Here is a 24,022-nt window from a genome sequence, read left to right as displayed (position 1 = left end):
CAAGAATTTCAGAAATATTCCTCTATCTATAATGAGCTTATGACAGTAGTATTTACTACTTATCGTATCCTTGTGTTTGTTGTTGTGAATTGAGCAAATAAACACATAGGTGGCTCATTATATTACTTATTCTTCAAGCGATAGGGATATGGTTATCTGCCAAAGCTAGGGCTTATGCAAGGTAAAGTTGATTCTGTTGTTAGCCATGGTTTAGCCTACTCAGTGACTGTATGAATATTTATGTTGTGTATGTTGTGTATGTTCTGTGTGTTTTTTGAGATAGTTTGTGCCCATGGTGCTTCGGTTGTTCAAAATATATAGGAGTGGTGCCATGAAGAATTTAGTTTACACATTGTTAGCTATAACCTTGGCGATACCTGGTGTGGCCTTTTGTTCAAGTTACTACGCACCACCAGAACAAAATTTATATAAGGAACCTTCATCTGATGCACTAATCACGCACTATAAAGGGAAAATTGTCGCAGCAACTTATCAGAATCAATGGCGAGGTGTGATCCTCAAATGCATTCAGGGAACAGTCCTAATCAGTACTATGGAATGGCCCCAAGAGGGCAAAGTATCTGCAATGTTTACCTATGCGGGTAAATCGACCAATATAATGGGGACGCTGTATAAAGGCTCGAATAGTTTTGAAGGTTATCAGAAACTAAATGAGAAGGTTACACTTCATTTAAAGGGAGCTTTTAAGAAAGGCAGTGCAGGTGGGTCAATTTGGTTTGAGCTTAATGTTAGTGGCCAAAGTGCTAATGGTTTATGTGTTTCCAATTTCACAGTGTACCCAGGCAGTCAGTTTTTAGGATCCTGATAACGCGATAGACCTATAATTAGCATACTCTGGAGGCTAGCTAAGTTGCTCACGACTAACAAATATTCATCATATCAAGCATGCCCTTCTTGCTAGATTAATTGTGTATCCACAGACTTGCCAATCTATATATCAGTGATAAGGAAGCTGCAAAGCAGTATACCTTGGCTGCTGAGCAAGGGTATGCTCTGGATCAATATGCTTTGGGGTTTATGTACAGTTCAGGAAACGCTGCTATCAGAGACTATAAACGAGCATATATGTGGTACGACATATCTGCCTCCAACGGTGTTGCGAAGGGTAGTCAACATAAAGAAATCATCGCTAAGAAAATGACTCCCGCTCAAATAACAAAGGCACAAGAAATGTCCATTAAGTGCTTGAGGAATGAGTATGCTGATTAATAAGAGTTGAGTAAAACCATTTTTTAAACTGGATAAACCTCAATGTTTACTCAATAGTATTTGTCTCAATAGTCCTAAAAGTTAAATTAATTCTTGGGAAGTGTATGTTCTTCATTGGTGGTAAGCGATGCATCCAGTGGGTTTGAGTTATGCCTTTCATAATTAGCAAGCTACCATGTTGCAAAACTGAACCATGCGTCTCTTTGGTTTTTTTATGTTTAAAAATAAACTGACGTTCTGCACCTAGACTCACAGAAGCAATTGCTCCGTTTTGTTTTAACTGCTTTTCGCTATCACTATGCCAAGACATACCGTCATCTCCGCTATGATATAAGTTGAGCAGGCAAGAGTTAAATGTTTCCCCACTGATGGTCTCCACTCTATTTTTTAAATCAAGCAGTTCACTCGTCCATGGTAATGCTGATCGGGTTATTTTCGAATAGGTATAGTCAAATGGTTGGCTGGCATACCAGGCAACCTTACGTTTCGTTATCACCTTTTTATTAAAAATAATGGCCTCATCACTTTTCCATTCAATATTAATAAGCAAACATGCCAAAAAGTAATCTGCAACATCAGCGTTTAAAACAACACCGTGATAATTGGCCTCGCCATCTCTGGGAAGCAAATTGATTGGGGGGTCTAACAATTGAGAAAAAAGGTTCATATCAAACGGCTCTAGATCCAGATTGTTTTTGAGATCATATCAGTCAATAGAAATCGAGTGAGCCTACTTAACTTAAGCTGCATGTAATTTATGAACCCGATATCGATGCCACGTAAATAACATAATGATACAAGCCGCGATACTTAACACAAGGATAGTGTAATGATTTAAAGCTGCCTAACCAAATTTATAATGAAAATAACCAGAAGTAAATGCAGTTAAAGTTGTGGCTGAGAACATCATAAGATCGTTAATAACTTTTAGATCTTTCTTTGGAGAGCTGATCCACAATAGAAGGATGACTGTCGTTTCTATTTGCTGTGCCGTTGGAGTGACGGTATTTAAGCTACTCACAAAATGGCTACGTATTCTATTCGCACGTTATGGCGATATTGTCACAAATAAAGAGGGCTGGCTTTGGTTAAACCCTGTAAGCTATAGCCCGTTATGATTGCCTTATAAATGGTTCCTAGTCACCAACAACCACTAGTGAATCAATCATATTTTACAAAAATAGCAATGGCTGTGATTGTGCATTGTATGTTGATGCCTATTTAAATTTATTAATCGTGGTGGAACGAACCAATGACAGTTATTCGATGGATCTTGGGACAAATTATTTTGGTTCTTGATTTTCTTACCTCACCTAAATCTTTGGTTAGAGAGGTAACAGCGCAAAAAGCCATTGATGATGAGACTGCTACTCTATCGATGTATCAGTTTAAGGCCTGTCCTTTTTGTGTAAAAGTTCGCCGCGAATTAAAGCGTCACGCACTGCATATTGAGTTGCGGGATGCTAAGAATGATAGTGCACTTAAGGCAGAACTGGTGCGTGAGGGTGGCCTCCACCGGGTGCCGTGCCTAAGAATCGCAAAACCAGATTGTTCTGTGGAATGGCTCTATGAGTCCAATGATATTATTGCCTACCTTAAAACCCAATTTAACCTGACATAATCTCTACACTTAACATCGGCTGTGATCAATCGCACAGCTTGAATACTGTATGGACCACGATGTGAAAACTGATGCAAAATTGTCAAACTGCAGAAAGTATCGGTATGCACTTTGGCGTACTTGGGATGAGACTAAACCATCCGCAATGATAGTTGGATTAAACCCATCCACTGCTAATGAAACAGATGACGACCCAACACTCATTAGATGTATAAATTTCGCAAAATCTTGGGGTTACGGTGGTGTCTGTATGGCAAACCTATTTGCATTTCGCGCTACTGCTCCAAGTGACATGATGGCAGCAAGTGATCCAGTTGGATTAGAGAACGATGTTTGGCTTTCCAAACTTTCTGCGGATGCTGGTATTGTTGTGGCTGCCTGGGGGAATGATGGGATTTATCTAGGCAGATCAACTGAGGTGAGGGTAGCGCTGACAAACCTGTATTGTATAAAAATGAATATATCAGGTGAGCCAGCACACCCGTTATATCTGAAGAGCGACTTGGTCCCTCTACCTATGGCATTTAACAAGCAAGTAAAACCCGAACTTTGGGCTAAAGCCAATGCAGGTTCAGGGCGGGTCTAATAGGGTTCGCAACCTCAAGGAAGGCTTTGTCTCGTATATGGATAATCAGGATTTTTTAACGCTGCGTTCTCCATTTTTATTTATACAAATCAAAATTTTAGTTATTGTGCGCTCACTGGCACAGTGCTCAGGTCAGCGGGTTGCAGCTACCCTGCTATATCCACTTAGCATCTCCCGTTAAGATAATGGCGTTGCCTGTAATTGGCACGCCGCATAGCTCAGTAGCTTCGTTGTTTAACTTCAGACTTTTCATCAACCCTTCCTCATCTGCTAACACCTGCATGTCTCCCTGTTCAAAAACTAAGGTGACGGAGCCACCTATTAATGCTTCTGCTTGGGCAAGAGTGGGCCTTAGCATCGGTTTATGTATTGTTGGTTTCATGTCGCTTTTACTCATTAAGTAGTTGTTGCAGCGCAAATAACTGCAGGTTCTTAAAATTACATATTTACCAATGGGAATGTGGTTTTTGGTAAGTTTATAGTTTGTGATTGACTGTGACTAGGCTACAGAAAGCTGACATATTTCCTAACCATTGTTGTGGTAATCTACCTAAGTAAGCACTGATATATCTTAAACGTCAAAATATATCACAAGATAAAGAACAAGTGATTGATACACTCTCATTCATTTGCCAGCAGTGGGTGGGATTATGACATTACTAAAAAATGCAATGGAATTATCACAAGACCAGTTGTTCTCTCATCAGCAAACGGCCTGGCAAAAACAAAGCCATTATGTCTTAACTAGTTCGCCTTTCTACCAAAACCTATGGAATGGTATATTACCGCCAAAAGATTTAAAAGATCTCCAAAACTTACCTTTGTCTGATAAATCCCAATTGCGTATTTCTCAGGAAAAACACCCCCCCTATGGTGATTATTTAGCAGCATTACGCACTTCAGTGACACGGCATCATCGTACCTCTGGCACCACGGGCCAGGCAATGAACTTGGCACTATCGGCGCTTGATTGCGAAATTACTGAAATTGTTGGCGGTCGCAGTCAGCAGTCAGCGGGCTTGACCCCAGATCATACAGTTGTGCATTGCTTGAACTATCAAATGTGGATGGGTGGCCTAACAGATCATTTAACCCTAGAACGTACAGGTGCAACTGTTGTGCCGTATGGGGTAGGGGAAACTGAAAAGTTAATAGAAACAATCCTTGCGATTGGCATTAATGCAATATCCTGCACACCGTCTTATCCAGCCGTTTTAGAAAGCGTTCTCAAAGATAAGTACCCAAACCTATCACCTAAGGACTTAGGACTAAAGTTGGGCCTGTTTGGTGGCGAAGCTGGCCTTGATGATCCACTTTTAAGGGAAAAGTTTCGTAGCACATGGGGTATGGAACCGCGTAATGCTAATTATGGAGTATCTGATGTGCTTTCAAATTTTGCGGCCCAATGTAAACATGACACCAGGCTCCATTTTTTAGCCGGTGATGTGTTATATCCTGAATTAATTAATCCAGACAGTGGCGCGCATATAGCACTAAAGGCAGGCAATGAAGGAGAGCTTGTGCTCACCCATTTAAGGCGGGATTGCCAACCCCTAGTGCGATTTAAATCGGGTGATATTATTACTATCGATGAAACAGATCCATGTAAGTGTGGTCGTACTGGGTTTCGCTTTAGGGTGGTGGGACGCAGCGACGATATGATTGTTGTGCGTGGCCTTAATGTATTTCCAACAATGGTTGCTGCTGTTGTTAATGGCTTTGACGAATTATCTGGGGACTACCGAATTGTGCTGGATAAAAAGCCTCCATATGATATTTTGCCAGTACAAGTGGAACTTTCAGAAATTGGGCAAGCGTCATTAGGCTTGGTTGAACGTGTTGAGACAGCAATTAAAACCAAACTTGGGGCAAGTGCAAAAATTACTATTTTGGCGTCGAAAAGTTTGCCTGTAACAGAGGGTAAAACCAAACGAGTTATGAGGACATATAAATGAAGAGTTTTGCTTATGAGTGCATTAAGTCCACGTTAAGTGACAAGGGAGTTCGCACTATTGCTCTAAATCGGCCAGATAGCTTAAATGCAATGAACTGGCAATTGATTGAAGATGTATCGGCAGCATTTAATGATGCAAATGCTGATCCTGATACCTTGGTCATTATCTTTACCGGTGAGGGACGGGCATTTTGTGCTGGAGATGATCGTCATCAACATGTGCACCCAGAAAACGAGGCACAGGCTCGCAGTTTAGTGGATGCCATTCAACGCGCTACTGAGGCAATTACATTTGGTGCTAAACCTGTAGTTGGGGCGATAAATGGATGGGCAGTAGGTGGTGGCTTTGAGTGGGCGATCAATTGTGACTTCCCAATTTGGGGTGAAAGTGCTAAGGCATTCTTTCCAGAGGTCTCTTTAAATTTATTTGTTACAGGTGGAGTGACATCTTTGTTACCTGCTTTAGTGGGGTTAAATAAAGCCCGCGAAATGTTAATGCTTGGAGAGCGATATAATGCAGATGAACTTCTTAAAGCTGGCGTTGCATGGCGGGTGTCAGCAGATGATCAATTGTTAACTGACGCTAATAAAGTTGCAGAAAAGCTAGCTTTGCTGCCGTCATTGTCGTTACACGCCATGAAGCGTGTTTTAAATCAAACAGCATCAACTGATGTTAATACCGCAATTTCACTGGAACGTGAAGCAACAATCAGTGGCTTTATGGACCCTGAAACAACTAAGCTGCTTAAACTTTTTTCATGAGTTAAATACCACCGTCAGCACAGATTCCGGCCACAGCGTCTGCAATATTACTATTGCAAAAACGGGTTTTAGTGAGGGCGCAGTAGTCTAGTAAATTTATTAGAGACGTTAAAAAACGAGGATTAATCTTGATTATTTGTTGTGGTGAAGCCCTTATTGACATGGTACCAGTATTGTCAGAATCTGGGCAAACCAGCTTTACACCCTTAGTGGGCGGAGCGATTTTTAATACGGCTATCGGCTTGGGACGTTTAGGTACTCAAGTTGGCATGTTGTCGGGGGTTTCAAATGACCTCTTTGGTCAGCAACTGCAGCAAGCGTTAGTTGATAGCAAGGTGGATACGTCCTATCTAATCCGCTCAAACTCACCTACCACCTTAGCTTTTGTGACCCTTAACGAAGGTCATGCAAGCTACACGTTTTATGATGAAAATAGTGCTGGCAGGTCTGTAGAGTGTGCTGATTTGCCCAACTTATCTAATCTCAAAGGTAACAGTAACTCGTCGAATAGCTTGTATTTTGGGGGTATTAGCTTAATTAATGAACCTGCTGCTGATGCTTATTGTGCTTTGGCACAGAAGTATTCGGCAGATATGGTAATTGTGTTAGATCCCAATATACGCGCAAATTTTATCAGCAATGAACAAAGCTATCGTCAACGCTTGCAAAATATTATTAATGTGGCGGATATTATTAAAGTGTCTGATGAAGATTTAGATTGGTTGGTGGGAAGCACTCATGATGAACAGCAACAAGTTGCCTTATTGCGCGGTACCAATAAGGCTATTGTCGTGGTAACTAAAGGAGGTAATGGTGTAACAGCTTATTTAAGCACTGGCCAAACTGTGCATCAATATGTGCCTAAAGTATGTGTGGTAGATACTGTTGGTGCGGGTGATACGTTTAATGCGGGTTTGCTGGCCAAACTGGTTGACCTAGAGCTTTTGTCTAAAACTGCATTAGTAAACATTAGCTCTGCAGAACTATTGCAGTCATTGGCTTATGCGACTCAGGTTGCGGGTATAAATGTCTCTCGACAAGGCGCTAACCCACCTTGGCTCAGTGAACTGTAAATGGTTGTGTAATTACGGTCCTAAATTGAAGTGATAAAGTCATAAGATCGGTTTTAGGATTAGAACGTAGACAGGCTTTAACGATTTAGTAGTCTTGTGGTTAATTACAGTTTGTTGTTTGGATAAGTTATTCAAATAGGTCTACTTCATATGGTAGTCTCATACCAACGAATACATCATGGACTGAGTTGTGGAACTGACATTAGACGAAGCTCTTAAGAAGGGCATTGAAGCGCATAAAGCTGGACAGGTTCAAGAAGCGTTGCCGTTCTTTAAAACAGCTTTAGATACTAAGCCGAGCGTTGCCCGATTCTGGCTGAATTATATTGATACTTTGATTAAGCTAGACCGAGTAGCTGATGCGAAAGCTGTATTTGATCAGGCAAAGAACAAGGGTGCTAAAGGTGAGGGTTTCGATCAATTAGAGAAACAGTTTTCAGAACCAAGTACTAATCCACAAGATCCTCCCTCAGACCAATTGCAGGCTATTATCAGCGTCTTCACCCAAGGCCAACTGAAGCAAGCTTTGTCTGATGCAAGTCAAATGCTAGAGAAATTTCCGAATTCAGCCGTTCTCTATAATATTGCTGGGGCTTCCAATGCGGGTTTAATGCAGTTTGACGCTGCTATAGACAAATACAAGCAGTCTTTAAAGATTAAACCTGACTATGCTAAGGCCTATAACAATATGGCTGTTGCCTTGAATGCTAAGGGTGATCCAAAGGCAGCCGTAGATAGCTGCAAACAGGCACTAAAGCTTGAGCCTGACTATGCTGATGCATATAATAATATGGGTATTGCCCTGAATGATAATGGTGATCCAGAGGCAGCTGTAGACAGCTACAAACAGGCTCTAAAGATTAATCCTCATGATCCTGAAGTCCACAATAATATGGGTATTGCCCTCAAGGATAAGGGTGATCTAGTGGCAGCGATAGAAAGCTACCAGCAGGCTCTCAAAATTAAGCCTAGTTATGCTGAGGTCTATAATAATATTGGCAATGCTTTGAATGCTAAGGGTGATCCAGAGGCAGCGATAGGCAGCTATAAAAGGGCTCTAGAAATTAAGCCTGACTATGCCGAGGCGTATAGTAATATGGGGGGTGTCACCTTGGAGGGTATGGACGGGCAAGAGGCAGCTATAGAAAGCTGTAAACAGGCTTTAAAAATCAAGCCTGACTATGCTGAGGCCTACAACAATATGGGAATTGCCCTCAATGCTAAAGGTGAATTAGAGGCGGCTATAGACTGCTACAAACAGGCTGTTCTGATTAAGCCTGACTATGCTGATGCCTACTATAATAAAGGGAATGCCCTAATGGAGAACGGTGCATTAGTTGCCAGCATAAAAAGTTATGAAATGGCTTTAAAAATCAAGCCCGACTATCAGGCCGCTCGTGCTAACAAGTTGGGTCAGCAAGCACATATTTGTGATTGGGCAGCAGTTGAGCAGGACCGAGACTTCATTGCCATATTGGGAACCTCAACTGAGCCCATCCCCCCTTTCGTATTTCAGTCCCTCGAAGATGCGCCAGAGCGTCATCGAGTTCGATCGGAAACCTACACGAAGAAATTATATAGCTCTAACACTCCTTTGCCTCTCGCAGATCGACCGTCGCAAAAACCGCAGCACTTGCGCATTGGGTATTTTTCTGCAGATTTTCACGAACACCCCGTTGCCTATTTAATGGCCAAAGTCCTTGAGACGCATGATCGGGGGCGTTTTGAGGTGTATGGCTATTCTATTGGACCTGCCAAAAATGACGACATGCGGCAGCGTCTTATCAAGGCGTTTGATGTCTTTACTGATGTCAGCGACATGAATGGTAAAGAGGTGGCCCTCTTAGCTCGGCATCACAAGATTGACATTGCAATTGACTTAACTGGATACACAAAAAATAGCCGCCCAGGCATTTTCGCCTGTCGCGCCGCCCCGATACAGATTAATTACCTCGGGTATTCTGGCACCATGGGGGCTGATTTTATTGACTATATTATTGCTGATCCAGTAGTTATTCCAAACGGTTATGAGCAGTATTATAGTGAACGCATACTAAGGTTGCCAAACACCTTTCTGCCCACTGACAATTCCCGACTAATGTCCACACGCCAGATGACCCGCTCCGAAGTGGGTCTGCCCGAGGCTGGCTTTGTAATTTGCTGTTTTAATAATAACTATAAGATATCACCCCGTGAATTTGATATCTGGATGCGGGTCCTTGTTAAGGTCGAGGGCAGCGTGCTTTGGCTGCGCAATTCAAACGCATGGTCTGAAGATAATTTGCGCAGGCATGCCGAGATCCGTGGTGTCGACCCATCCCGCCTGGTTTTTGCGGGCTGGGCACCGATGGAAGAGCATTTGACGCGACAAAAATTGGCTGATATTTTTCTCGATACGTTTGCCTATAATGCCCATACCACAGCGTCTGAAGCCCTTTGGGCTGAGCTGCCGGTGGTCACAAAAGCTGGCAAAGGATTTTCTGCACGGGCTGCAGCAAGCCTGCTGACAGCAGTTGGCCTACCCGAGTTAATCACAGAAACCGAGCAGGAGTACGAGGCGTTGATACTCAATTTGGCGACAAACCCAGAGCGTCTAGCGCAGATCCGAAAAACACTTGCAGACAAACGGCTATCAGCACCTTTATTTGACACTGCGCTTTTTACCAAACATCTAGAAGATGGCTATCAGCAAGTGTACCAACGCTATTATGATGGCAAACTGCCCGATGACATTTTTGTTCTTGAGCTCTCATACTGATGAAAATCACAATACATACGCTAGCGCTGAGTCATCTTATTACCCCTATAAGTCATTTGGACAGTAAACTAGGTGTTCATCATAAAGCAGATATTTTCCTAACCAACAACATGTATAATCTTACATAAAGTAATGCATCATGGACTGATTTGTGGAACTGACATTAAACGAAAGCCTAAAGAAAGGCATTGAAGCGCATAAAACTGGCCAGGTTCAAGAAGCACATAGGCTCTATACTTCTATCCTAAAGGCACAGCCCAAACATCCTGACGCTAACCATAACATGGGTGTGCTATCTGTGGGTGTGGGTAAAATACAAGAGGCACTGCATTTCTTAAAAACAGCTTTAGATGCTAATCCCGGCATAGGTCAATTCTGGCTAAGCTACATTGATGCTTTAATAAAGTTAGGCCGTATAACAGATGCGAAAGCTGTATTTTCTCAGGCAAAGGAGAAGGGCGCAAAAAGTGAGGCTTTTGATCAGTTAGAGAAACGGCTTTCTAAGCCAAGTGCCAATCCGCAAGACCCTCCCGTAGACCAGCTTCAGTCTATCATTAACCTCTATACTCAAGGACGATTACAACAGGCTTTGTCTGATGCCAATCAGATGCTGGAGAGATTCCCAAATTCAGTTGTCCTCTATAATATTGCTGGGGCTTCTAGTGCAGGATTAATGCAATTCGATGCAGCCATAGACAGCTTTAAACAGGCTCTAAAAATCAACCCTAAAAATGCTGAGGTCTATAATAATATTGGCAATGCTTTGAATGCTAAGGGTGATCCAGAGGCAGCGATAGGCAGCTATAAAAGGGCTCTAGAAATTAAGCCTGACTATGCCGAGGCGTATAGTAATATGGGGGGTGTCGCCTTGGAGGGTAAGGACGGGCAAGAGGCAGCTATAGAAAGCTGTAAACAGGCTTTAAAAATCAAGCCTGACTATGCTGAGGCCTACAACAATATGGGAATTGCCCTCAATGCTAAAGGTGAATTAGAGGCGGCTATAGACTGCTACAAACAGGCTGTTCTGATTAAGCCTGACTATGCTGATGCCTACTATAATAAAGGGAATGCCCTAGTGGAGAACGGTGCATTAGTTGCCAGCATAAAAAGTTATGAAATGGCTTTAAAAATCAAGCCCGACTATCAGGCCGCTCGTGCTAACAAGTTGGATCAGCAAGCACATATTTGTGATTGGGCAGCAGTTGAGCAGGACCGAGACTTCATTGCCATATTGGGAACCTCAACTGAGCCCATCCCCCCTTTCGTATTTCAGTCCCTCGAAGACGCGCCAGAGCGTCATCGAGTTCGATCGGAAACCTACACGAAGAAATTATATAGCTCTAACACTCCTTTGCCTCTCGCAGATCGACCGTCGCAAAAACCGCAGCACTTGCGCATTGGGTATTTTTCTGCAGATTTTCACGAACACCCCGTTGCCTATTTAATGGCCAAAGTCCTTGAGACGCATGATCGGGGGCGTTTTGAGGTGTATGGCTATTCTATTGGACCTGCCAAAAATGACGACATGCGGCAGCGTCTTATCAAGGCGTTTGATGTCTTTACTGATGTCAGCGACATGAATGGTAAAGAGGTGGCCCTCTTAGCTCGGCATCACAAGATTGACATTGCAATTGACTTAACTGGATACACAAAAAATAGCCGCCCAGGCATTTTCGCCTGTCGCGCCGCCCCGATACAGATTAATTACCTCGGGTATTCTGGCACCATGGGGGCTGATTTTATTGACTATATTATTGCTGATCCAGTAGTTATTCCAAACGGTTATGAGCAGTATTATAGTGAACGCATACTAAGGTTGCCAAACACCTTTCTGCCCACTGACAATTCCCGACTAATGTCCACACGCCAGATGACCCGCTCCGAAGTGGGTCTGCCCGAGGCTGGCTTTGTAATTTGCTGTTTTAATAATAACTATAAGATATCACCCCGTGAATTTGATATCTGGATGCGGGTCCTTGTTAAGGTCGAGGGCAGCGTGCTTTGGCTGCGCAATTCAAACGCATGGTCTGAAGATAATTTGCGCAGGCATGCCGAGATCCGTGGTGTCGACCCATCCCGCCTGGTTTTTGCGGGCTGGGCACCGATGGAAGAGCATTTGACGCGACAAAAATTGGCTGATATTTTTCTCGATACGTTTGCCTATAATGCCCATACCACAGCGTCTGAAGCCCTTTGGGCTGAGCTGCCGGTGGTCACAAAAGCTGGCAAAGGATTTTCTGCACGGGCTGCAGCAAGCCTGCTGACAGCAGTTGGCCTACCCGAGTTAATCACAGAAACCGAGCAGGAGTACGAGGCGTTGATACTCAATTTGGCGACAAACCCAGAGCGTCTAGCGCAGATCCGAAAAACACTTGCAGACAAACGGCTATCAGCACCTTTATTTGACACTGCGCTTTTTACCAAACACCTTGAAAATGGTTTTGAGCAAGTGTACCAGCGCTATTATGATGGCAAACCGCCCGATGACATTTTTGTGCCTGAACACTGCTAGTAGGGCCGGTATTATTGATTACTTTTGCTATAAAATTTTTTTGGTAAAGAGATATTTGGGTCAGTAGCTTTCGTCTATATCCCTTTGTACCCGTCGTGTATGTCCGCGAAGGTCGGAAACGAGGGCGGATAGTTCATTAACTAGCGAGTCAGCTTTATCTAACTTTTGCTCCAGCATTAATGTTTCAGTTAGGTCGGGTGCAGTGATCTCGGGTGGTGCATCAGAGCCAGCAATTAGCCACAACACGGGTACGTTTAAGATGCCTGCTAGTTCTATCAATCTATTGGCTCTAGGGCTTGAGCGACTGCTCTCCCAGTTTACAAGAGTGCTTTTTTTAACACCTATTCGCATAGCCAGTTGTGCTTGTGTAAAGCCACACGCTTGGCGAGCATTAATAATTCGAGTACTTAAAATAAGGGCGGGGGTATTCGGTTTGCTGTTAGGCATGAAATCTCGTAGGGTTATGAATGAACCTTTACCATACTATGTTAAAGGTTCAAAATCAAAAGGATAGCATTGTCCAGCTTGGCTCAGCTTGGTCGGTTAACATTAAATGGCCCTTGGCTCTAAAAGTATAACGGCACTTTGAAACTGCTGCTGATAAACATAGACTCCAATAAATCGATCGACTAAATACAACCCTTTAGGAAACTGCTATGGACATTAAAATGAATGAATTTCCGCTCCCCTCAAGGCGCTTACGACTTGGTTTTGTTGGTGGTGGGCAGGGGGCTTTGATTGGTGAAGTACATGCAAACGGAGCACGTCTTTCCAATCGCTGGGATATCGTCGCAGGGGCGCTATCATCAAACCCAGAACGCGCTAAAGCGTCAGGCAAGGCGTGGTTGCTGGCGGACGATCGAATCTATCTCGACTACCGTGAAATGGCGAGAACAGAGGCTGCTCGTAAAGACGGCATTGAAGCGGTTAGTATTGTTACCCCTAACCATTTGCACGCCCCCATTGCCAAAGCTTTTATGGAAGTAGGTATCGACGTTATTTCTGATAAGCCCCTCACCACCACCCTAGACGAGGCATTGAGTCTAGCCAAGGTGCACAGTGAAGCGGGTGTGGTTTTTGGTGTGACATACGCATATACGGCACATGTAATGGTTAGGCAAGCCCGAGAAATGGTGCGCCAGGGTGACCTTGGGCACATACGTCAAATCCATGTGGAGTATTTCCAAGATTGGGCGATGGAGATAACTGACCAAGGTGATAACGCTCCTTGGCGGCTCGATACTGCTCAAAATGGACCATCATTTACTGTGGGGGATATCGGCACTCATGCTGAACATTTGGCTCGCTTTGTATCGGGTTTGCAGATTGAGGCATTACGTGCAGATTTCTATGTCACTGGTAAACCCAAGGTATTGGAAGATACCGCGTTTATGCAACTTCGTTTTGAAGGTGGGGTGCCAGGTACTTTAATGGTCAGCCAAACTATGGCGGGCAGTCAATGTGGCTTACGCCTGCGAATATGCGGCTCCAAAGCCACGCTAGAGTGGAATCAAGAACAGCCTGAATTCCTGAACTTGCGTTCTGTAGGGGCACCTGAGAAAATTATTTCTCGTGGCTATGGATCAGGCATGAGTCCGGCAACAGAGCGCTTGTTGCGCATGCCTCGTGGGCATCCTGAAGCTTTAACGGATGCATGGGCAAACCTCTATCTAGAGTTTGCTGTGGCAATTCAGGCGCGCCGAGAGGGTGCTGTGTTAGCAGATGGTTTACTGGCCTACCCAACGATTGCAGACGGCGTCGATGGCGTGCGCTTTGTTGAAGCTTCGATTGAATCTAACCGCACTGGCGCATGGGTATCGTGTGCATTAAAAAATGTTAATTAATATCTCACCATAATTTCGTTGCGACGCATAAAGGGTAATGACCAAGGTGCATTGTAGCGTGCCATTTCTGGCTCGCTAATGGGTTTGATGCCCTTATCCCTTAACCATGTCATTAGTTCGGTGATTTTTTTGTCAACCTTAATGGCACCGGTAAACCCCGAAAAGCGGATAACTGCATAATTATGTGCAGGTAGTTCTCTTAACTTTACAGCTGGATTGTTAGGAGTAGGTAAGGTGTCCAGGGTATATTTTTCAGGCATCACAAAATGCACAAGCCATTGCCCATCGTTTTGTTGCATACTCACCGGCGCGGTCATATTAATTTTTTCTGCCTGCAGTTGCATGCTCACAGGAGCCGTCATGCTAATTTTATCATTCACACTAGAACTCGACGTATTATCACCAAAAATGTAACCTGCAATAATTTTAAATCCTGCCCTAGATGCTTCGTCCAGGGTGCCTGAAACGCGTGTTTCTGCCACAATCATTGGCTCGTATGCCCGCAATTCAAATGCTTCAGTGGCTTCGATAACAGTGTATGTAGGTTCTTCAATGGCCATAGAATACTCAGTCAACAATACGGTGATCAGTCCCAACAATAGACGCTTTACCATGTAATTAAATCCTCCTTAATGAGTTACATGCAAATGGTACATGCATTATCCCCATATATCCAAATTTAAGTTTTGCTGTGTCCCTGGAAAAACACTTTCTTTGATCTTTTGTTTTGATATATTAAATGCGTGATGTATGACATCACCATAAACATCCCTCGCATCAGTAGTTTGGCGTAGATCACGCTGTTCAAAGAGCTCTTTTTTATTAAGCCCTGGCCAGTCGGCAATAACCTTCGATGACTTAATTAGCCCCCCTGCAAGGAAAATGGCCGAAGCGGCGCCATGGTCTGTGCCTTTTGTGCCATTTTCTTTTGCCGTGCGCCCAAACTCAGTCACAGTGATTACAATTGAGTTGTTCCAAACTTCTTTTGAGTACGAAGCAAATGAGTGGATAATTTTATCAAGTTTCTTAAGGTGGCGTGCATGATTACCATGCTCTCCCCCTTGGCTGGAGTGAGTGTCAAACCCAGAATATTCTACGAATCCAACCTTTGGGCCACCAACTTGACTCATTTGCTTGGCTACTTCTTTAGCAAGCCACTCAGGTTGATTATTTCTATCATAACGGCCGTAAGACTTTAAGGTGCTTTTGATATGTTTTGAGAGCGCCATATCGCCCTTCCATATGCCTTCAAGTAGCGTCTCATTATCCGTCATAATGTCTTTTTTAAAATTGGAAGGGTAAAGGCTTTCAGTGATTGCTGTAGACTTGCAAATTAAAGGGGTAGGTAAAGTAAGGGCTAAGCTTGATAAGCTTGAGACTTCCATGGCCCTGCCAAGCCAGCCTGTGCTGGTTGCATAGGGGGCCCCACCACCGCCCTCCATTACGTTCTGGCCTTCAAAATGTGACCGTCCATAATAATTAAACCCTGTTGCATGGACAATGCTGGCGTTGCCTGCGTTCCACTGATCAGAAAAATTCTTCATAATAGGGTGTAAGCCAAAGTCACCATCAAGTTGCTGTGTGTTTTCTACGATACAGCTGCTTCTAATATCAAATATCGTTTTGTCCTGGAGGGGCTGCACAGCCGATAGCCCGTCCATGCCCCCACGCAGTAGAATGACAAAAATGTTACCTATGTTTGAGTCTGATGCGCTAGAGAAAACACTATGGCCCATGGTGTAAGCGACTGCCGAGGCTGCAGAAGTTTTAATAAAGTCTCTTCTATTCATGATTAGCTCCTTAGAAAACCTGGTGAGCACAGTAGGGTGACAAATTGACTTTGAAAAGGCCTTGAGTCACTAACGAATGCTTGAGAATATTGGGATAAATTGAACCGTTCAAGATCAGTTACACTAAAACCACTTTTTTTAATTGACATGCACGTGTCAGATTTATAACTAGGATTAACACCAAATAAAGCACTAAAACTAACCCGGCGATCTAAATATTCGTTAGACAGCCAATCATCTTCTACCTCTGCCCAGCCATTAGGTTGGCTAGCTTTACCATGCAACAGCCCAAGCTCCTTCAAAATACTATCGATGTTTTTTATTTTAAATCGCCCAAAGCTAGGCACCAGAGGCACTCCAGTGGGTGGGCCTACATTTAAGGTCTTGAGGCTCTGATAGGCCCAGACCTCTGGGTTTAAGAACTTATCCTGCTCGTGTTCAAGGGTTTGTAATATGTCTAAAAGCCCAAGGTAGACGGCTGTTAGCTTACCTTTGTTCTTGATATAAATAGCAGTAAGTTGTTCAACATGCTTTGGATTAGGTTCATCACTAATAAAATGCTGGCAAAGTCTAAAAGAAACATGCCTTGCCGTGTCTTCTAGTGCGGTAAGGTCCTCAACCACATCCTTTAACTGACGGGTTCCTTTTTTTGTACTCTTGTACTTCTTGCCTAACACTTTGTGAGTGCCTGGCTCGTGATAATCGTTCACAAATTGAGCCTTATATACATTATCCCAACTTTTTACCTTCCAGCCCGTGAGGATGTTGGTCATGCCATTCACATCGTCTTGGGTGTAGCCATTACCTGGGGTCACTGTGTATAGCTCTAGCGTCTCACGGGCCAAGTTCTCATTAGTGCCATCGGTCGTCCATTTTTCTTTGCGAGCTTTTGAATTTTCTCCGGTAGAGTTGTTATTATCCAAATACAAAATCATGGCCGAATGGGAAATGACTTTAAAAACAAGGCCTGACATGTTGCCAAACATATTCTTTCTGATCATTTCATGAAAGTGAGGTATGCAAGGCCCGTTGCTGTTCGCCTGTGACACGGTAAAGTAGTTTAGCCAGAACAGCCACAGCCTGTTGGCAAAATCTTCTTTAGTGTTCAGGCACAGGTCAGCCCTTCGTATTGCTGACAACCATATTGGCCTTCTTGCTTTTAAAGTGTAGACACGATCAGGGTCTTCTTGTGCTTTTTCCGCACGTTTTTCTTCTTTCTCCAATTGATTTCGATAAACAATAGCTGCAGTTTGGTTTAATGTAATACCTGAGTATATTTTGCGCTCTTCATCTTTGAGTCCACGTTTTATGGACTTTAAGAGAGGCTTGATGCGATTGTTGGAGATGTAACTTTTACTGTTTTCGACGGAGTTTCTAGCATTAGTGAACCATTGTTTTTCACTGATGGGGTCTTCACTTAAGCGAAAGCCAAAACCGGCCCTGCGACTAATCCAATCGGCTGTATTCTCCATCTCCTTACCTCTGTATGTTAGTTTAGTGGCACTATATCAGTTTGAAACTGCTAGTTTAATGGTCCACCATTAAAAAGTAATTTAATACTAGACCATGACCGCCTGCAAGTATGAGCGCTGCCGTTAATTAATTCGCCGCAGCCGTGGTAATGTGCTTGTTGTGTTGTAGCCATTGTTCAAGCTTAGTGACAGACATTGGTTTTGCCAAGTAATACCCCTGAATCAGTGGGCAGTCCATCTCTTTAAGTAGCTGTGCCTGTTGGGCATTCTCAACACCTTCTGCAACCACTTCAAGGCCCATAGTTTTACCTAAATCTAACGTTGATTTAACAATGGCCATGTGCTTTTTGTTGTGTTCCATACCATGCACAAAAGAGCGGTCAATTTTAATCTGGCTCAGCGGTAGCTGATTGAGTAGAGTCATTGAGGAGTAGCCAGTGCCAAAATCATCTAAGCTGATACCAATTCCTAATTCTCTAAGCTGCTGTAATATTTTAGAGGCGTTGACTTGGTTGCTAATGACTAAATTTTCAGTGATTTCTAGGGTTAAGTAGCTGGGGTTTATGCGATTTTTCTGTATATGTTGCTCAACGTAGTTAACTAATTCAACTGCTAAGTCACGTGTTGATATATTTATTTGCAGCGTTAGTTTGTGGCCTGATAAGTGCCATTGGCCGAGTTGTTGTAAGCTGGTGCGGATCACCCAACGAGTAATTTCAACAATTACATCAGTCTGTTCTGCCAGCTTTATGAAGTCGGAGGTTGCCGTGGCACTGCCGTCAGTGTGTGGCCAACGTATTAAACATTCGACACCCTCTATGGTGTTATTTTGAGTAGCCATCAGCGGTTGATAATGAAGCTCAAATTCTTGTTCAGCTACGGCGGTGGGTAAACGCGCTAACAGTTCGCGGTTGCGCTCGTTTAGCAGGGCGTGGTGATGCTCTTGGCGGGTGATGTCTCTAATTTGATTGATACTGCGTAAACTAAATTTCATTACCAATGCTACAAAAATACTACCGCCAAAGAGAATGCTCGCTACTACTAGATCAAACACATCTGCCTGGGTTGATTGATAGAGTGCTGTAGCCAAAATTAAATAGCCAAGAATAAACAGGCTGATGAGGATAACAAGTGAACCCCAGCCCCAGTTTAGCTCTCGTTTGCAAATGATGTAGGCAGGCTTCAGTGCTTGAGCCAACAATACAATGCCCACAATAGTAAGGGTGATGGATATGGTTTTAATCATGCTCATATACACACATATAACGGTTTGGAAGAAGCGCTATATAACGCCTAATAACAGTATATTAGCACTTATCTAATGATCATTTTTATACAAATAGGCTGTCGTATTATTAACGTTTAAACCTTATAACCTCAATTTAGTGTAGGTGTTGCGTAAGCGTTACAATCTAATGTCCCCTAGTATTGATGTAAATCAAGCTGCGGTGTACAATACCGCGCGCGCAAAATTCGTTAGTGCCATTTTAGGCGTCAGTTCCTGGCACATCGCGTCCATTTAACTTCCCTGTTGCAGCTGACCTTCAGGCTAAACGAGCGTTGTTCCGCGAGCACTTTCGACTTGCACAACGTCTGGTATAAAACATGAGCGAAAGCTTTGCAGATCTATTTGAAGAATCCATAATTGCTGTTGAAATGCGTCCTGGTGCTGTTGTTATGGGCACCGTATTAGACATCGACGGCGACTGGGTAACAGTACACGCAGGCCTTAAGTCTGAAGCTATCATTCCTATTGAAGAATTCTATAACGATTCTCGTGAAATAGAAGTGAAGATAGGCGATCAAATTAAAGTGTCTCTTGAAAGTGTTGATGATGGCATTGGCGAGACTAAACTTTCACGTGAAAAGGCCAAGCGTTCCGAAGCGTGGGATGTATTACAGACTGCCTTTGACGAAGAAGCGACCATCACTGGCGTGATCAACGGCAAGGTTAAGGGTGGCTTTACTGTTGCCATCAACAATATCCAGGGTTTCTTACCTGGTTCCTTAGTAGACGTTCGTCCTGTTCGTGACGTTGACCACTTGGAAGGCCAGGAACTTGAATTCAAGCTTATTAAGCTGGATCAAAAGCGCAACAACGTGGTGGTATCACGCCGCGCAGTAATGCAAGAAGCGAACAGCGCACAGCGTGACGAATTGTTGGCTAGCATTGAAGAAGGCATGGACGTTAAGGGTTACGTTAAGAACCTAACCAACTATGGTGCTTTCGTAGACCTAGGTGGCGTCGACGGCTTACTACACATTACTGACATGGCTTGGAAGCGTATTGCACACCCAAGTGACATGTTGAACCCAGGTGACGAAATCACTGTTCGAGTTATCAAGTTTGATAAGGACAGCGGTCGTTTATCTTTGGGCCTTAAGCAACTGCAAGAAGATCCATGGGCGTCTATCAAGGCACGTTACCCTAATGGGCATCGCGTTCAAGCTACCGTAACTAACTTAACTGACTACGGTTGCTTTGCTTCTATAGAAGACGGCGTTGAAGGTTTAGTACACGTTTCTGAAATGTCTTGGACGAACAAGAATATCCACCCATCTAAAGTCGTTAACGTTGGCGACGCTATGGAAGTAATGATCTTGGATGTAGACCAAGAGCGCCGTCGTATTTCTCTAGGCATTAAGCAATGTGTGGGCAACCCATGGGCTGAATTCGCTGAGAAGTACGCAGCTGGTGACAAGGTTGTTGGTAACATCAAGACCATCACTGATTTCGGTATTTTTGTTGGCCTAGAAGGCGACCTAGATGGCTTAGTACACATGTCTGACATCTCTTGGGAAGTAGAAGGCGAAGCCGCTCTGCGTGACTACAAGAAGGGCGACGAAGTGAGTGCCGTTATCTTGTCGGTAGATTCTGAGAAAGAGCGTATCTCTCTTGGTATCAAGCAGCAAGAAAACGATCCATTTGGCGAGTACGTTGCAGCTAACGACCGTGGCACTATAGTTAACGGTACTGTTAAATCTGTTGAAGCTAAGGAAGCTGTAATTGAGCTTGCTGAAGGCATCGATGCAGTACTTAAAGCTTCTGAAATCAGCATTGATCGTATTGAAGACGCACGTAACGAGCTTAAGGTTGGTGACAGTGTTGAAGCTAAGATCGTGGCTGTTGATCGTCGTAACCGTTCTATCAACTTGTCCATCAAGGCCAAGGACGTAGCAGATGAGAAGCAAGCTGTTCGTGATGTTCGTGATATGGAAGTGCCTGCTGATGGTCCAACTACCATTGGTGACTTGATCAAGGCGCAGATGGGCAAGCAATAAGCTGCTAAAACCTGCACTTTAAAAAGGGAGTGCTTCGGCACTCCCTTTTACGTTATGTGTAGGATGTAAGTCTGCCGTGGTGGCATGGCTGCCAAACAATGGCGTGTTTCAGTATTTGAAGAATTGTTATGAATAACTCCCCCATACAAAACTTTTGGCAACTCGTGGGCGACAACGCAGATCAGCTTCGTAGTTTAGTGGATGAAGAATCTGTATTGGCGCAAGAGTTACTCGAAGAAGTGCAGGATCAGCTATCGGATATAGATCCTCATCTCACGGTATTTTGTGCCCGTGATGAAGCTGGAACAGGCATTGAACTTGTGTTTGGTTGCGATGGGTATAGTCAGAGTATTGATACAGTTTTATTTCTGGTAGCTGCGGCGCCTGAAATAAATCACATTAAGGTGCTGGCTTTTAATCCACGGGTAGAACACATTCCAGAAGCCATAGAAATTGGTGATGCAGTACTAGAGTTGGATGACTTGTTCTTTGGTTTACGCAATATAGGCGAAGAGCTACATTTAGATTTATACCTAGAAGATCTACCAATACTTGAGGATGCCCCTCAAACCGATGCGGCGCTTATGTTTTTAGACGCAATCGTTGGGGAATATGACCTCATGACTCGCATTCACAGCGTTAACTGGTTAGATTTGCCAGAAGACCCCCTAGATCACGGACTCAAGCCACTAGTTGAGTTGCGCCAACAATTTGATTTGCTACGGCCAAAACGTCCCGTGTTGGGTGAAGCGCTGCATTAATTTTGTTACCATTGTACCTGACCTTATTTACATGGAAAGATGCACATGGAACCCATCTATATTTTTACTCTCACTGGTGCTTTTGCCATGGGTGCCGCGCTTAGCGCGCGCCAAGTTAGCCATGACGTTTTAACTCACAACCAACACGCGCTTGATGTGGCTGATAACAGCGAGGCTAATATCGAGACTAAGGTCGAGGTGCCAGTGATTTATCTAGCAGCTGGAAATTTAGCGGTAATCTTGCTCATTACTAGTTTAGTTTATGGTGGCCAGAACTTTGCTTGGTGGATTCCCGTGAGCTTTTTGGTAGTGAGCTTTCCTGCTATTTACTATATATTCCTGCGTCGTATGCTTAAGCCAAGGCTTGGCAGCTTGGTATACAGCCTTTTTGCTCTGATGGGACTGGTGCCCATGGTGCAAGGCTGGATGGCTTAAAGAGATGTTAGATTATATGCTGTGGGCTTTTGCTGGTGTGATGACGCTGGCTACTATTTATTTTGCGAGCCGCCGTGGTGTTGGTGACAATGTAGCCAATGAGTTAAACAGTGGTTTAAAAGAAGCTGCGGCAGAGAAGTCCCTTGGCCAGCAACTGGCTTTAGCACAGCTTGAAGTTAAGCTGGAACAAGTTCAAGACCAGTCAATATCCTTGCAAAACCAACTGCAAGAGTCTCAACAGCAGCACGTTCAACTGCAGGCACAGTTAAGCCAGGCAGCAGCAACAAATGCGAGTTTACAAACTAAGCTCGACGCACAGCAAGATGCACATCAAATGCAATTACAGCAACAACAGCAGACGCAAGAAACCTTTGATACCTACCTTAAACAATTTGCTGAGTCTTCGTTAAAACAGCAAGCTAATCAGCTTTCTAGCCAAAATCAAGATCAACTGGGTCATTTACTTAACCCCTTAAAACAGCAGCTAGGTGATTTTCGCAAAAAAGTTGATGATGTGTATGATAAAGATGCACGAGATCGAGCTGGCTTAACACAGCAAATTAATAGCTTGTTAGAGTTGAATAACAAGCTCAGTAGCGATGCCATTAACCTTACCAAAGCCCTTAAAGGTGACAATAAAGCCCAAGGTAATTGGGGGGAAATGGTATTGGAGCAAGTTTTGGAACAATCTGGCCTGCGCAAGGGTCATGAATACCACAGTCAAGTTAACTTGACTCAAACTGATGGCAAACGCTTGCAGCCAGACGTTGTCGTGCACATGCCAGAAAATAAAGACGTAGTGGTGGATTCAAAAGTAACCTTGGTCGCCTACGAGCGTTATCAAAGTGCAGAAGATGACACTGAGCGCAATGCTGCGTTGGCTGAGCACCTAGCTTCAGTGAAAGCGCACATTAAAGGCCTCAGCGGTAAATCCTATGAAAGTGCTGAAGGTGTGTCTAGTTTAGACTACGTGTTGTTATTTATTCCTATAGAATCGGCATACATGCTCGCCCTTCAAGCAGATCCTGATTTATTTGTTAGTGCTATGAAAAGCAATATTATGTTGGTAAGCCCCGCAACTTTGTTAATGGTGTTGCGAACCATTCATAACATTTGGCGCTACGAACACCAAAGTCAAAATGCAAAAGAAATCTCTCGCCAAGCTGAAGAAATGCATAAAAAATTGGTTGACTTTGTAACCTCTATGGACAGCGTTGGTAGCCACCTTGTCCGTGCTCAAGATGCTTATGACACCGCCCATAAACGTTTATCTTCGGGTCGTGGCAACCTTATTAATCGTGCTCAAAGCATCGTTAAGTTAGGTGGTATTCAACCCAAAAAAGCCTTGCCAGAAGCGATGATTGAACAGGCCAGTGAAGAGGACTCTGCCAATGAGCCTTGATGTGGGTGCCCGCCTTAAAGTAGTTCGTAAAAAGCGTGGCTTATCACAGCGAGAATTGGCTAAACGGGCAGGGGTGACCAATAGCACTATTTCTCTGATTGAACAGAATCGAGTCAGCCCATCGGTGAGCTCTTTAAAAAAAGTGTTGGATGGTGTGCCTATGTCACTGCAAGCTTTTTTTGTTGAAGAAGTGCCTGTGCAACAACAGGTTTTTTACAAAAGTAATGAATTGCCAGACATGGGCTCAGGCAAAGTTGCCATGCGTTTGGTGGGCTACAACCATGACCCGCGTAGTTTGTCCCTGTTGCATGAAACCTATCCGCCGGGTGCAGACACAGGTGTGGAAATGTTGCTGCATGAAGGTGAGGAGGCTGGCGTTGTGATTAGCGGTTGTTTGGAAGTTACCGTGTCGGAACAGGTGGAAATATTACATGTAGGCGATGGCTATTACTTCAGCAGCTCCCAGCCCCACCGTTTCCGAAATGTAGGCGACCAGCCCTGTGTCTTGGTTAGTGCTAATAACCCAGCTAGTGTATAACC

Annotated in this window: 22 protein-coding genes; 15 read left to right on the top strand and 7 right to left on the bottom strand. The window is 43.9% G+C overall.

The genetic code is table 11. The features are described from left to right. The first annotated feature begins 331 nt into the window (after positions 1 to 331). Both ABXT70_RS08610 and ABXT70_RS08605 read left to right on the top strand, forming a co-directional pair. Positions 332 to 826 (top strand): hypothetical protein, encoded by a 495-nt coding sequence (locus ABXT70_RS08610; RefSeq protein WP_443640083.1) that lies wholly within the window; start codon positions 332 to 334, stop codon positions 824 to 826. Positions 827 to 927: 101 nt separating this feature from the next. After that, on the top strand, positions 928 to 1,230 hold the full coding sequence (locus ABXT70_RS08605; protein WP_443640082.1) for a hypothetical protein: 303 nt from the start codon (positions 928 to 930) through the stop codon (positions 1,228 to 1,230). Between the two features lie 46 nt (positions 1,231 to 1,276). Here the strand turns inward: ABXT70_RS08605 and ABXT70_RS08600 are convergent, their stop codons facing one another. Beyond that, positions 1,277 to 1,897, bottom strand: coding sequence for an alpha-ketoglutarate-dependent dioxygenase AlkB family protein (locus ABXT70_RS08600; protein WP_443640081.1), 621 nt, complete (start codon positions 1,895 to 1,897; stop codon positions 1,277 to 1,279). Positions 1,898 to 2,482: 585 nt separating this feature from the next. Here ABXT70_RS08600 and ABXT70_RS08595 point away from each other — a divergent pair. Further along, complete coding sequence (locus ABXT70_RS08595) at positions 2,483 to 2,851, top strand: glutaredoxin family protein (RefSeq protein WP_443640080.1); 369 nt, start codon at positions 2,483 to 2,485, stop codon at positions 2,849 to 2,851. A gap of 49 nt (positions 2,852 to 2,900) precedes the next feature. Continuing rightward, a complete protein-coding gene (locus ABXT70_RS08590) occupies positions 2,901 to 3,437 on the top strand; it encodes a DUF1643 domain-containing protein (RefSeq protein WP_443640079.1) in 537 nt (178 codons plus the stop codon). 154 nt (positions 3,438 to 3,591) lie between these two features. Here ABXT70_RS08590 and ABXT70_RS08585 read toward each other — a convergent pair whose 3' ends face one another. Next, entirely contained in the window at positions 3,592 to 3,819 is a 228-nt protein-coding gene (locus tag ABXT70_RS08585) for a hypothetical protein (RefSeq protein ID WP_443640078.1), read from the bottom strand. A gap of 268 nt (positions 3,820 to 4,087) precedes the next feature. Between ABXT70_RS08585 and ABXT70_RS08580 the strand changes: the two genes are divergently transcribed. From ABXT70_RS08580 to ABXT70_RS08560, 5 genes are all read left to right on the top strand, one after another. Beyond that, the gene (locus tag ABXT70_RS08580) at positions 4,088 to 5,392 is read left to right on the top strand and encodes a phenylacetate--CoA ligase family protein (RefSeq protein WP_443640077.1); all 1,305 of its coding nucleotides are present in this window, start codon (positions 4,088 to 4,090) and stop codon (positions 5,390 to 5,392) included. Further along, complete coding sequence (locus ABXT70_RS08575) at positions 5,389 to 6,153, top strand: enoyl-CoA hydratase/isomerase family protein (protein WP_443640076.1); 765 nt, start codon at positions 5,389 to 5,391, stop codon at positions 6,151 to 6,153. The genes ABXT70_RS08580 and ABXT70_RS08575 overlap by 4 nt, the downstream gene beginning before the upstream one ends. Positions 6,154 to 6,281: 128 nt before the next feature. Further along, positions 6,282 to 7,226 carry a carbohydrate kinase family protein gene (locus ABXT70_RS08570; RefSeq protein ID WP_443640075.1) on the top strand — a complete coding sequence of 315 codons (945 nt, stop codon included), beginning with the start codon at positions 6,282 to 6,284 and terminating at the stop codon, positions 7,224 to 7,226. A gap of 190 nt (positions 7,227 to 7,416) precedes the next feature. Then, a complete protein-coding gene (locus ABXT70_RS08565; RefSeq protein WP_443640074.1) occupies positions 7,417 to 9,984 on the top strand; it encodes a tetratricopeptide repeat protein in 2,568 nt (855 codons plus the stop codon). A 151-nt stretch (positions 9,985 to 10,135) separates the two neighbouring features. After that, entirely contained in the window at positions 10,136 to 12,496 is a 2,361-nt protein-coding gene (locus tag ABXT70_RS08560) for a tetratricopeptide repeat protein (RefSeq protein WP_443640073.1), read from the top strand. Positions 12,497 to 12,556: 60 nt separating this feature from the next. Here the strand turns inward: ABXT70_RS08560 and ABXT70_RS08555 are convergent, their stop codons facing one another. After that, complete coding sequence (locus tag ABXT70_RS08555) at positions 12,557 to 12,943, bottom strand: helix-turn-helix domain-containing protein (RefSeq protein WP_443640072.1); 387 nt, start codon at positions 12,941 to 12,943, stop codon at positions 12,557 to 12,559. Positions 12,944 to 13,164: 221 nt separating this feature from the next. Between ABXT70_RS08555 and ABXT70_RS08550 the strand changes: the two genes are divergently transcribed. After that, positions 13,165 to 14,340 carry a Gfo/Idh/MocA family protein gene (locus ABXT70_RS08550; protein ID WP_443640071.1) on the top strand — a complete coding sequence of 392 codons (1,176 nt, stop codon included), beginning with the start codon at positions 13,165 to 13,167 and terminating at the stop codon, positions 14,338 to 14,340. On the opposite strand, the gene ABXT70_RS08545 is transcribed toward ABXT70_RS08550, so the two are convergent. From ABXT70_RS08545 to ABXT70_RS08530, 4 genes are all read right to left on the bottom strand, one after another. Further along, positions 14,337 to 14,954: an SOUL family heme-binding protein gene (locus tag ABXT70_RS08545; protein WP_443640070.1), complete on the bottom strand. Its 618-nt coding sequence runs from the start codon at positions 14,952 to 14,954 to the stop codon at positions 14,337 to 14,339. The genes ABXT70_RS08550 and ABXT70_RS08545 overlap by 4 nt on opposite strands. Before the next feature lie 45 nt (positions 14,955 to 14,999). Next, complete coding sequence (locus tag ABXT70_RS08540) at positions 15,000 to 16,130, bottom strand: DUF1501 domain-containing protein (RefSeq protein WP_443640069.1); 1,131 nt, start codon at positions 16,128 to 16,130, stop codon at positions 15,000 to 15,002. 2 nt (positions 16,131 to 16,132) lie between these two features. Beyond that, positions 16,133 to 17,602: a DUF1800 family protein gene (locus ABXT70_RS08535; RefSeq protein WP_443640068.1), complete on the bottom strand. Its 1,470-nt coding sequence runs from the start codon at positions 17,600 to 17,602 to the stop codon at positions 16,133 to 16,135. Positions 17,603 to 17,729: 127 nt separating this feature from the next. Then, entirely contained in the window at positions 17,730 to 18,854 is a 1,125-nt protein-coding gene (locus tag ABXT70_RS08530; protein WP_443640067.1) for a putative bifunctional diguanylate cyclase/phosphodiesterase, read from the bottom strand. A 353-nt stretch (positions 18,855 to 19,207) separates the two neighbouring features. Between ABXT70_RS08530 and rpsA the strand changes: the two genes are divergently transcribed. The 5 genes from rpsA (at position 19,208) to ABXT70_RS08505 (ending at position 24,020) form a co-directional block, all read left to right on the top strand. Further along, positions 19,208 to 20,884 (top strand): 30S ribosomal protein S1, encoded by a 1,677-nt coding sequence (gene rpsA, locus ABXT70_RS08525; protein ID WP_443640066.1) that lies wholly within the window; start codon positions 19,208 to 19,210, stop codon positions 20,882 to 20,884. 128 nt (positions 20,885 to 21,012) lie between these two features. Next, positions 21,013 to 21,645 carry a hypothetical protein gene (locus ABXT70_RS08520; RefSeq protein ID WP_443640065.1) on the top strand — a complete coding sequence of 211 codons (633 nt, stop codon included), beginning with the start codon at positions 21,013 to 21,015 and terminating at the stop codon, positions 21,643 to 21,645. A 45-nt stretch (positions 21,646 to 21,690) separates the two neighbouring features. Continuing rightward, positions 21,691 to 22,080, top strand: a complete 390-nt coding sequence (locus ABXT70_RS08515; protein WP_443640064.1) for a hypothetical protein — start codon at positions 21,691 to 21,693, stop codon at positions 22,078 to 22,080. Positions 22,081 to 22,084: 4 nt separating this feature from the next. Beyond that, complete coding sequence (locus ABXT70_RS08510; RefSeq protein ID WP_443640063.1) at positions 22,085 to 23,482, top strand: DNA recombination protein RmuC; 1,398 nt, start codon at positions 22,085 to 22,087, stop codon at positions 23,480 to 23,482. Continuing rightward, positions 23,472 to 24,020 carry a cupin domain-containing protein gene (locus ABXT70_RS08505; RefSeq protein WP_443640062.1) on the top strand — a complete coding sequence of 183 codons (549 nt, stop codon included), beginning with the start codon at positions 23,472 to 23,474 and terminating at the stop codon, positions 24,018 to 24,020. The genes ABXT70_RS08510 and ABXT70_RS08505 overlap by 11 nt, the downstream gene beginning before the upstream one ends. Positions 24,021 to 24,022: the final 2 nt, after the last annotated feature.

This window comes from Candidatus Njordibacter sp. Uisw_039, assembly GCF_047730075.1.
Lineage (GTDB): Bacteria > Pseudomonadota > Gammaproteobacteria > Pseudomonadales > Balneatricaceae > Njordibacter.
Note: the sequence above shows the minus strand (reverse complement) of the source record. Positions and strands in the feature narration are given on the sequence as shown.

What these genes read in the sequence shown, in the direction of transcription:
- ABXT70_RS08610 (WP_443640083.1), top strand. Translation starts at nt 332, where the DNA reads ATGAAGAATTTAGTTTACACATTGTTAGCTATAACCTTGGCGATACCT.
- ABXT70_RS08600 (WP_443640081.1), bottom strand. Translation starts at nt 1,897, where the DNA reads ATGAACCTTTTTTCTCAATTGTTAGACCCCCCAATCAATTTGCTTCCC.
- ABXT70_RS08595 (WP_443640080.1), top strand. Translation starts at nt 2,483, where the DNA reads ATGACAGTTATTCGATGGATCTTGGGACAAATTATTTTGGTTCTTGAT.
- ABXT70_RS08590 (WP_443640079.1), top strand. Translation starts at nt 2,901, where the DNA reads ATGGACCACGATGTGAAAACTGATGCAAAATTGTCAAACTGCAGAAAG.
- ABXT70_RS08585 (WP_443640078.1), bottom strand. Translation starts at nt 3,819, where the DNA reads ATGAAACCAACAATACATAAACCGATGCTAAGGCCCACTCTTGCCCAA.
- ABXT70_RS08580 (WP_443640077.1), top strand. Translation starts at nt 4,088, where the DNA reads ATGACATTACTAAAAAATGCAATGGAATTATCACAAGACCAGTTGTTC.
- ABXT70_RS08575 (WP_443640076.1), top strand. Translation starts at nt 5,389, where the DNA reads ATGAAGAGTTTTGCTTATGAGTGCATTAAGTCCACGTTAAGTGACAAG.
- ABXT70_RS08555 (WP_443640072.1), bottom strand. Translation starts at nt 12,943, where the DNA reads ATGCCTAACAGCAAACCGAATACCCCCGCCCTTATTTTAAGTACTCGA.
- ABXT70_RS08550 (WP_443640071.1), top strand. Translation starts at nt 13,165, where the DNA reads ATGAATGAATTTCCGCTCCCCTCAAGGCGCTTACGACTTGGTTTTGTT.
- ABXT70_RS08545 (WP_443640070.1), bottom strand. Translation starts at nt 14,954, where the DNA reads ATGGTAAAGCGTCTATTGTTGGGACTGATCACCGTATTGTTGACTGAG.
- ABXT70_RS08540 (WP_443640069.1), bottom strand. Translation starts at nt 16,130, where the DNA reads ATGAATAGAAGAGACTTTATTAAAACTTCTGCAGCCTCGGCAGTCGCT.
- ABXT70_RS08535 (WP_443640068.1), bottom strand. Translation starts at nt 17,602, where the DNA reads ATGGAGAATACAGCCGATTGGATTAGTCGCAGGGCCGGTTTTGGCTTT.
- ABXT70_RS08530 (WP_443640067.1), bottom strand. Translation starts at nt 18,854, where the DNA reads ATGAGCATGATTAAAACCATATCCATCACCCTTACTATTGTGGGCATT.
- rpsA (WP_443640066.1), top strand. Translation starts at nt 19,208, where the DNA reads ATGAGCGAAAGCTTTGCAGATCTATTTGAAGAATCCATAATTGCTGTT.
- ABXT70_RS08520 (WP_443640065.1), top strand. Translation starts at nt 21,013, where the DNA reads ATGAATAACTCCCCCATACAAAACTTTTGGCAACTCGTGGGCGACAAC.
- ABXT70_RS08515 (WP_443640064.1), top strand. Translation starts at nt 21,691, where the DNA reads ATGGAACCCATCTATATTTTTACTCTCACTGGTGCTTTTGCCATGGGT.
- ABXT70_RS08510 (WP_443640063.1), top strand. Translation starts at nt 22,085, where the DNA reads ATGTTAGATTATATGCTGTGGGCTTTTGCTGGTGTGATGACGCTGGCT.
- ABXT70_RS08505 (WP_443640062.1), top strand. Translation starts at nt 23,472, where the DNA reads ATGAGCCTTGATGTGGGTGCCCGCCTTAAAGTAGTTCGTAAAAAGCGT.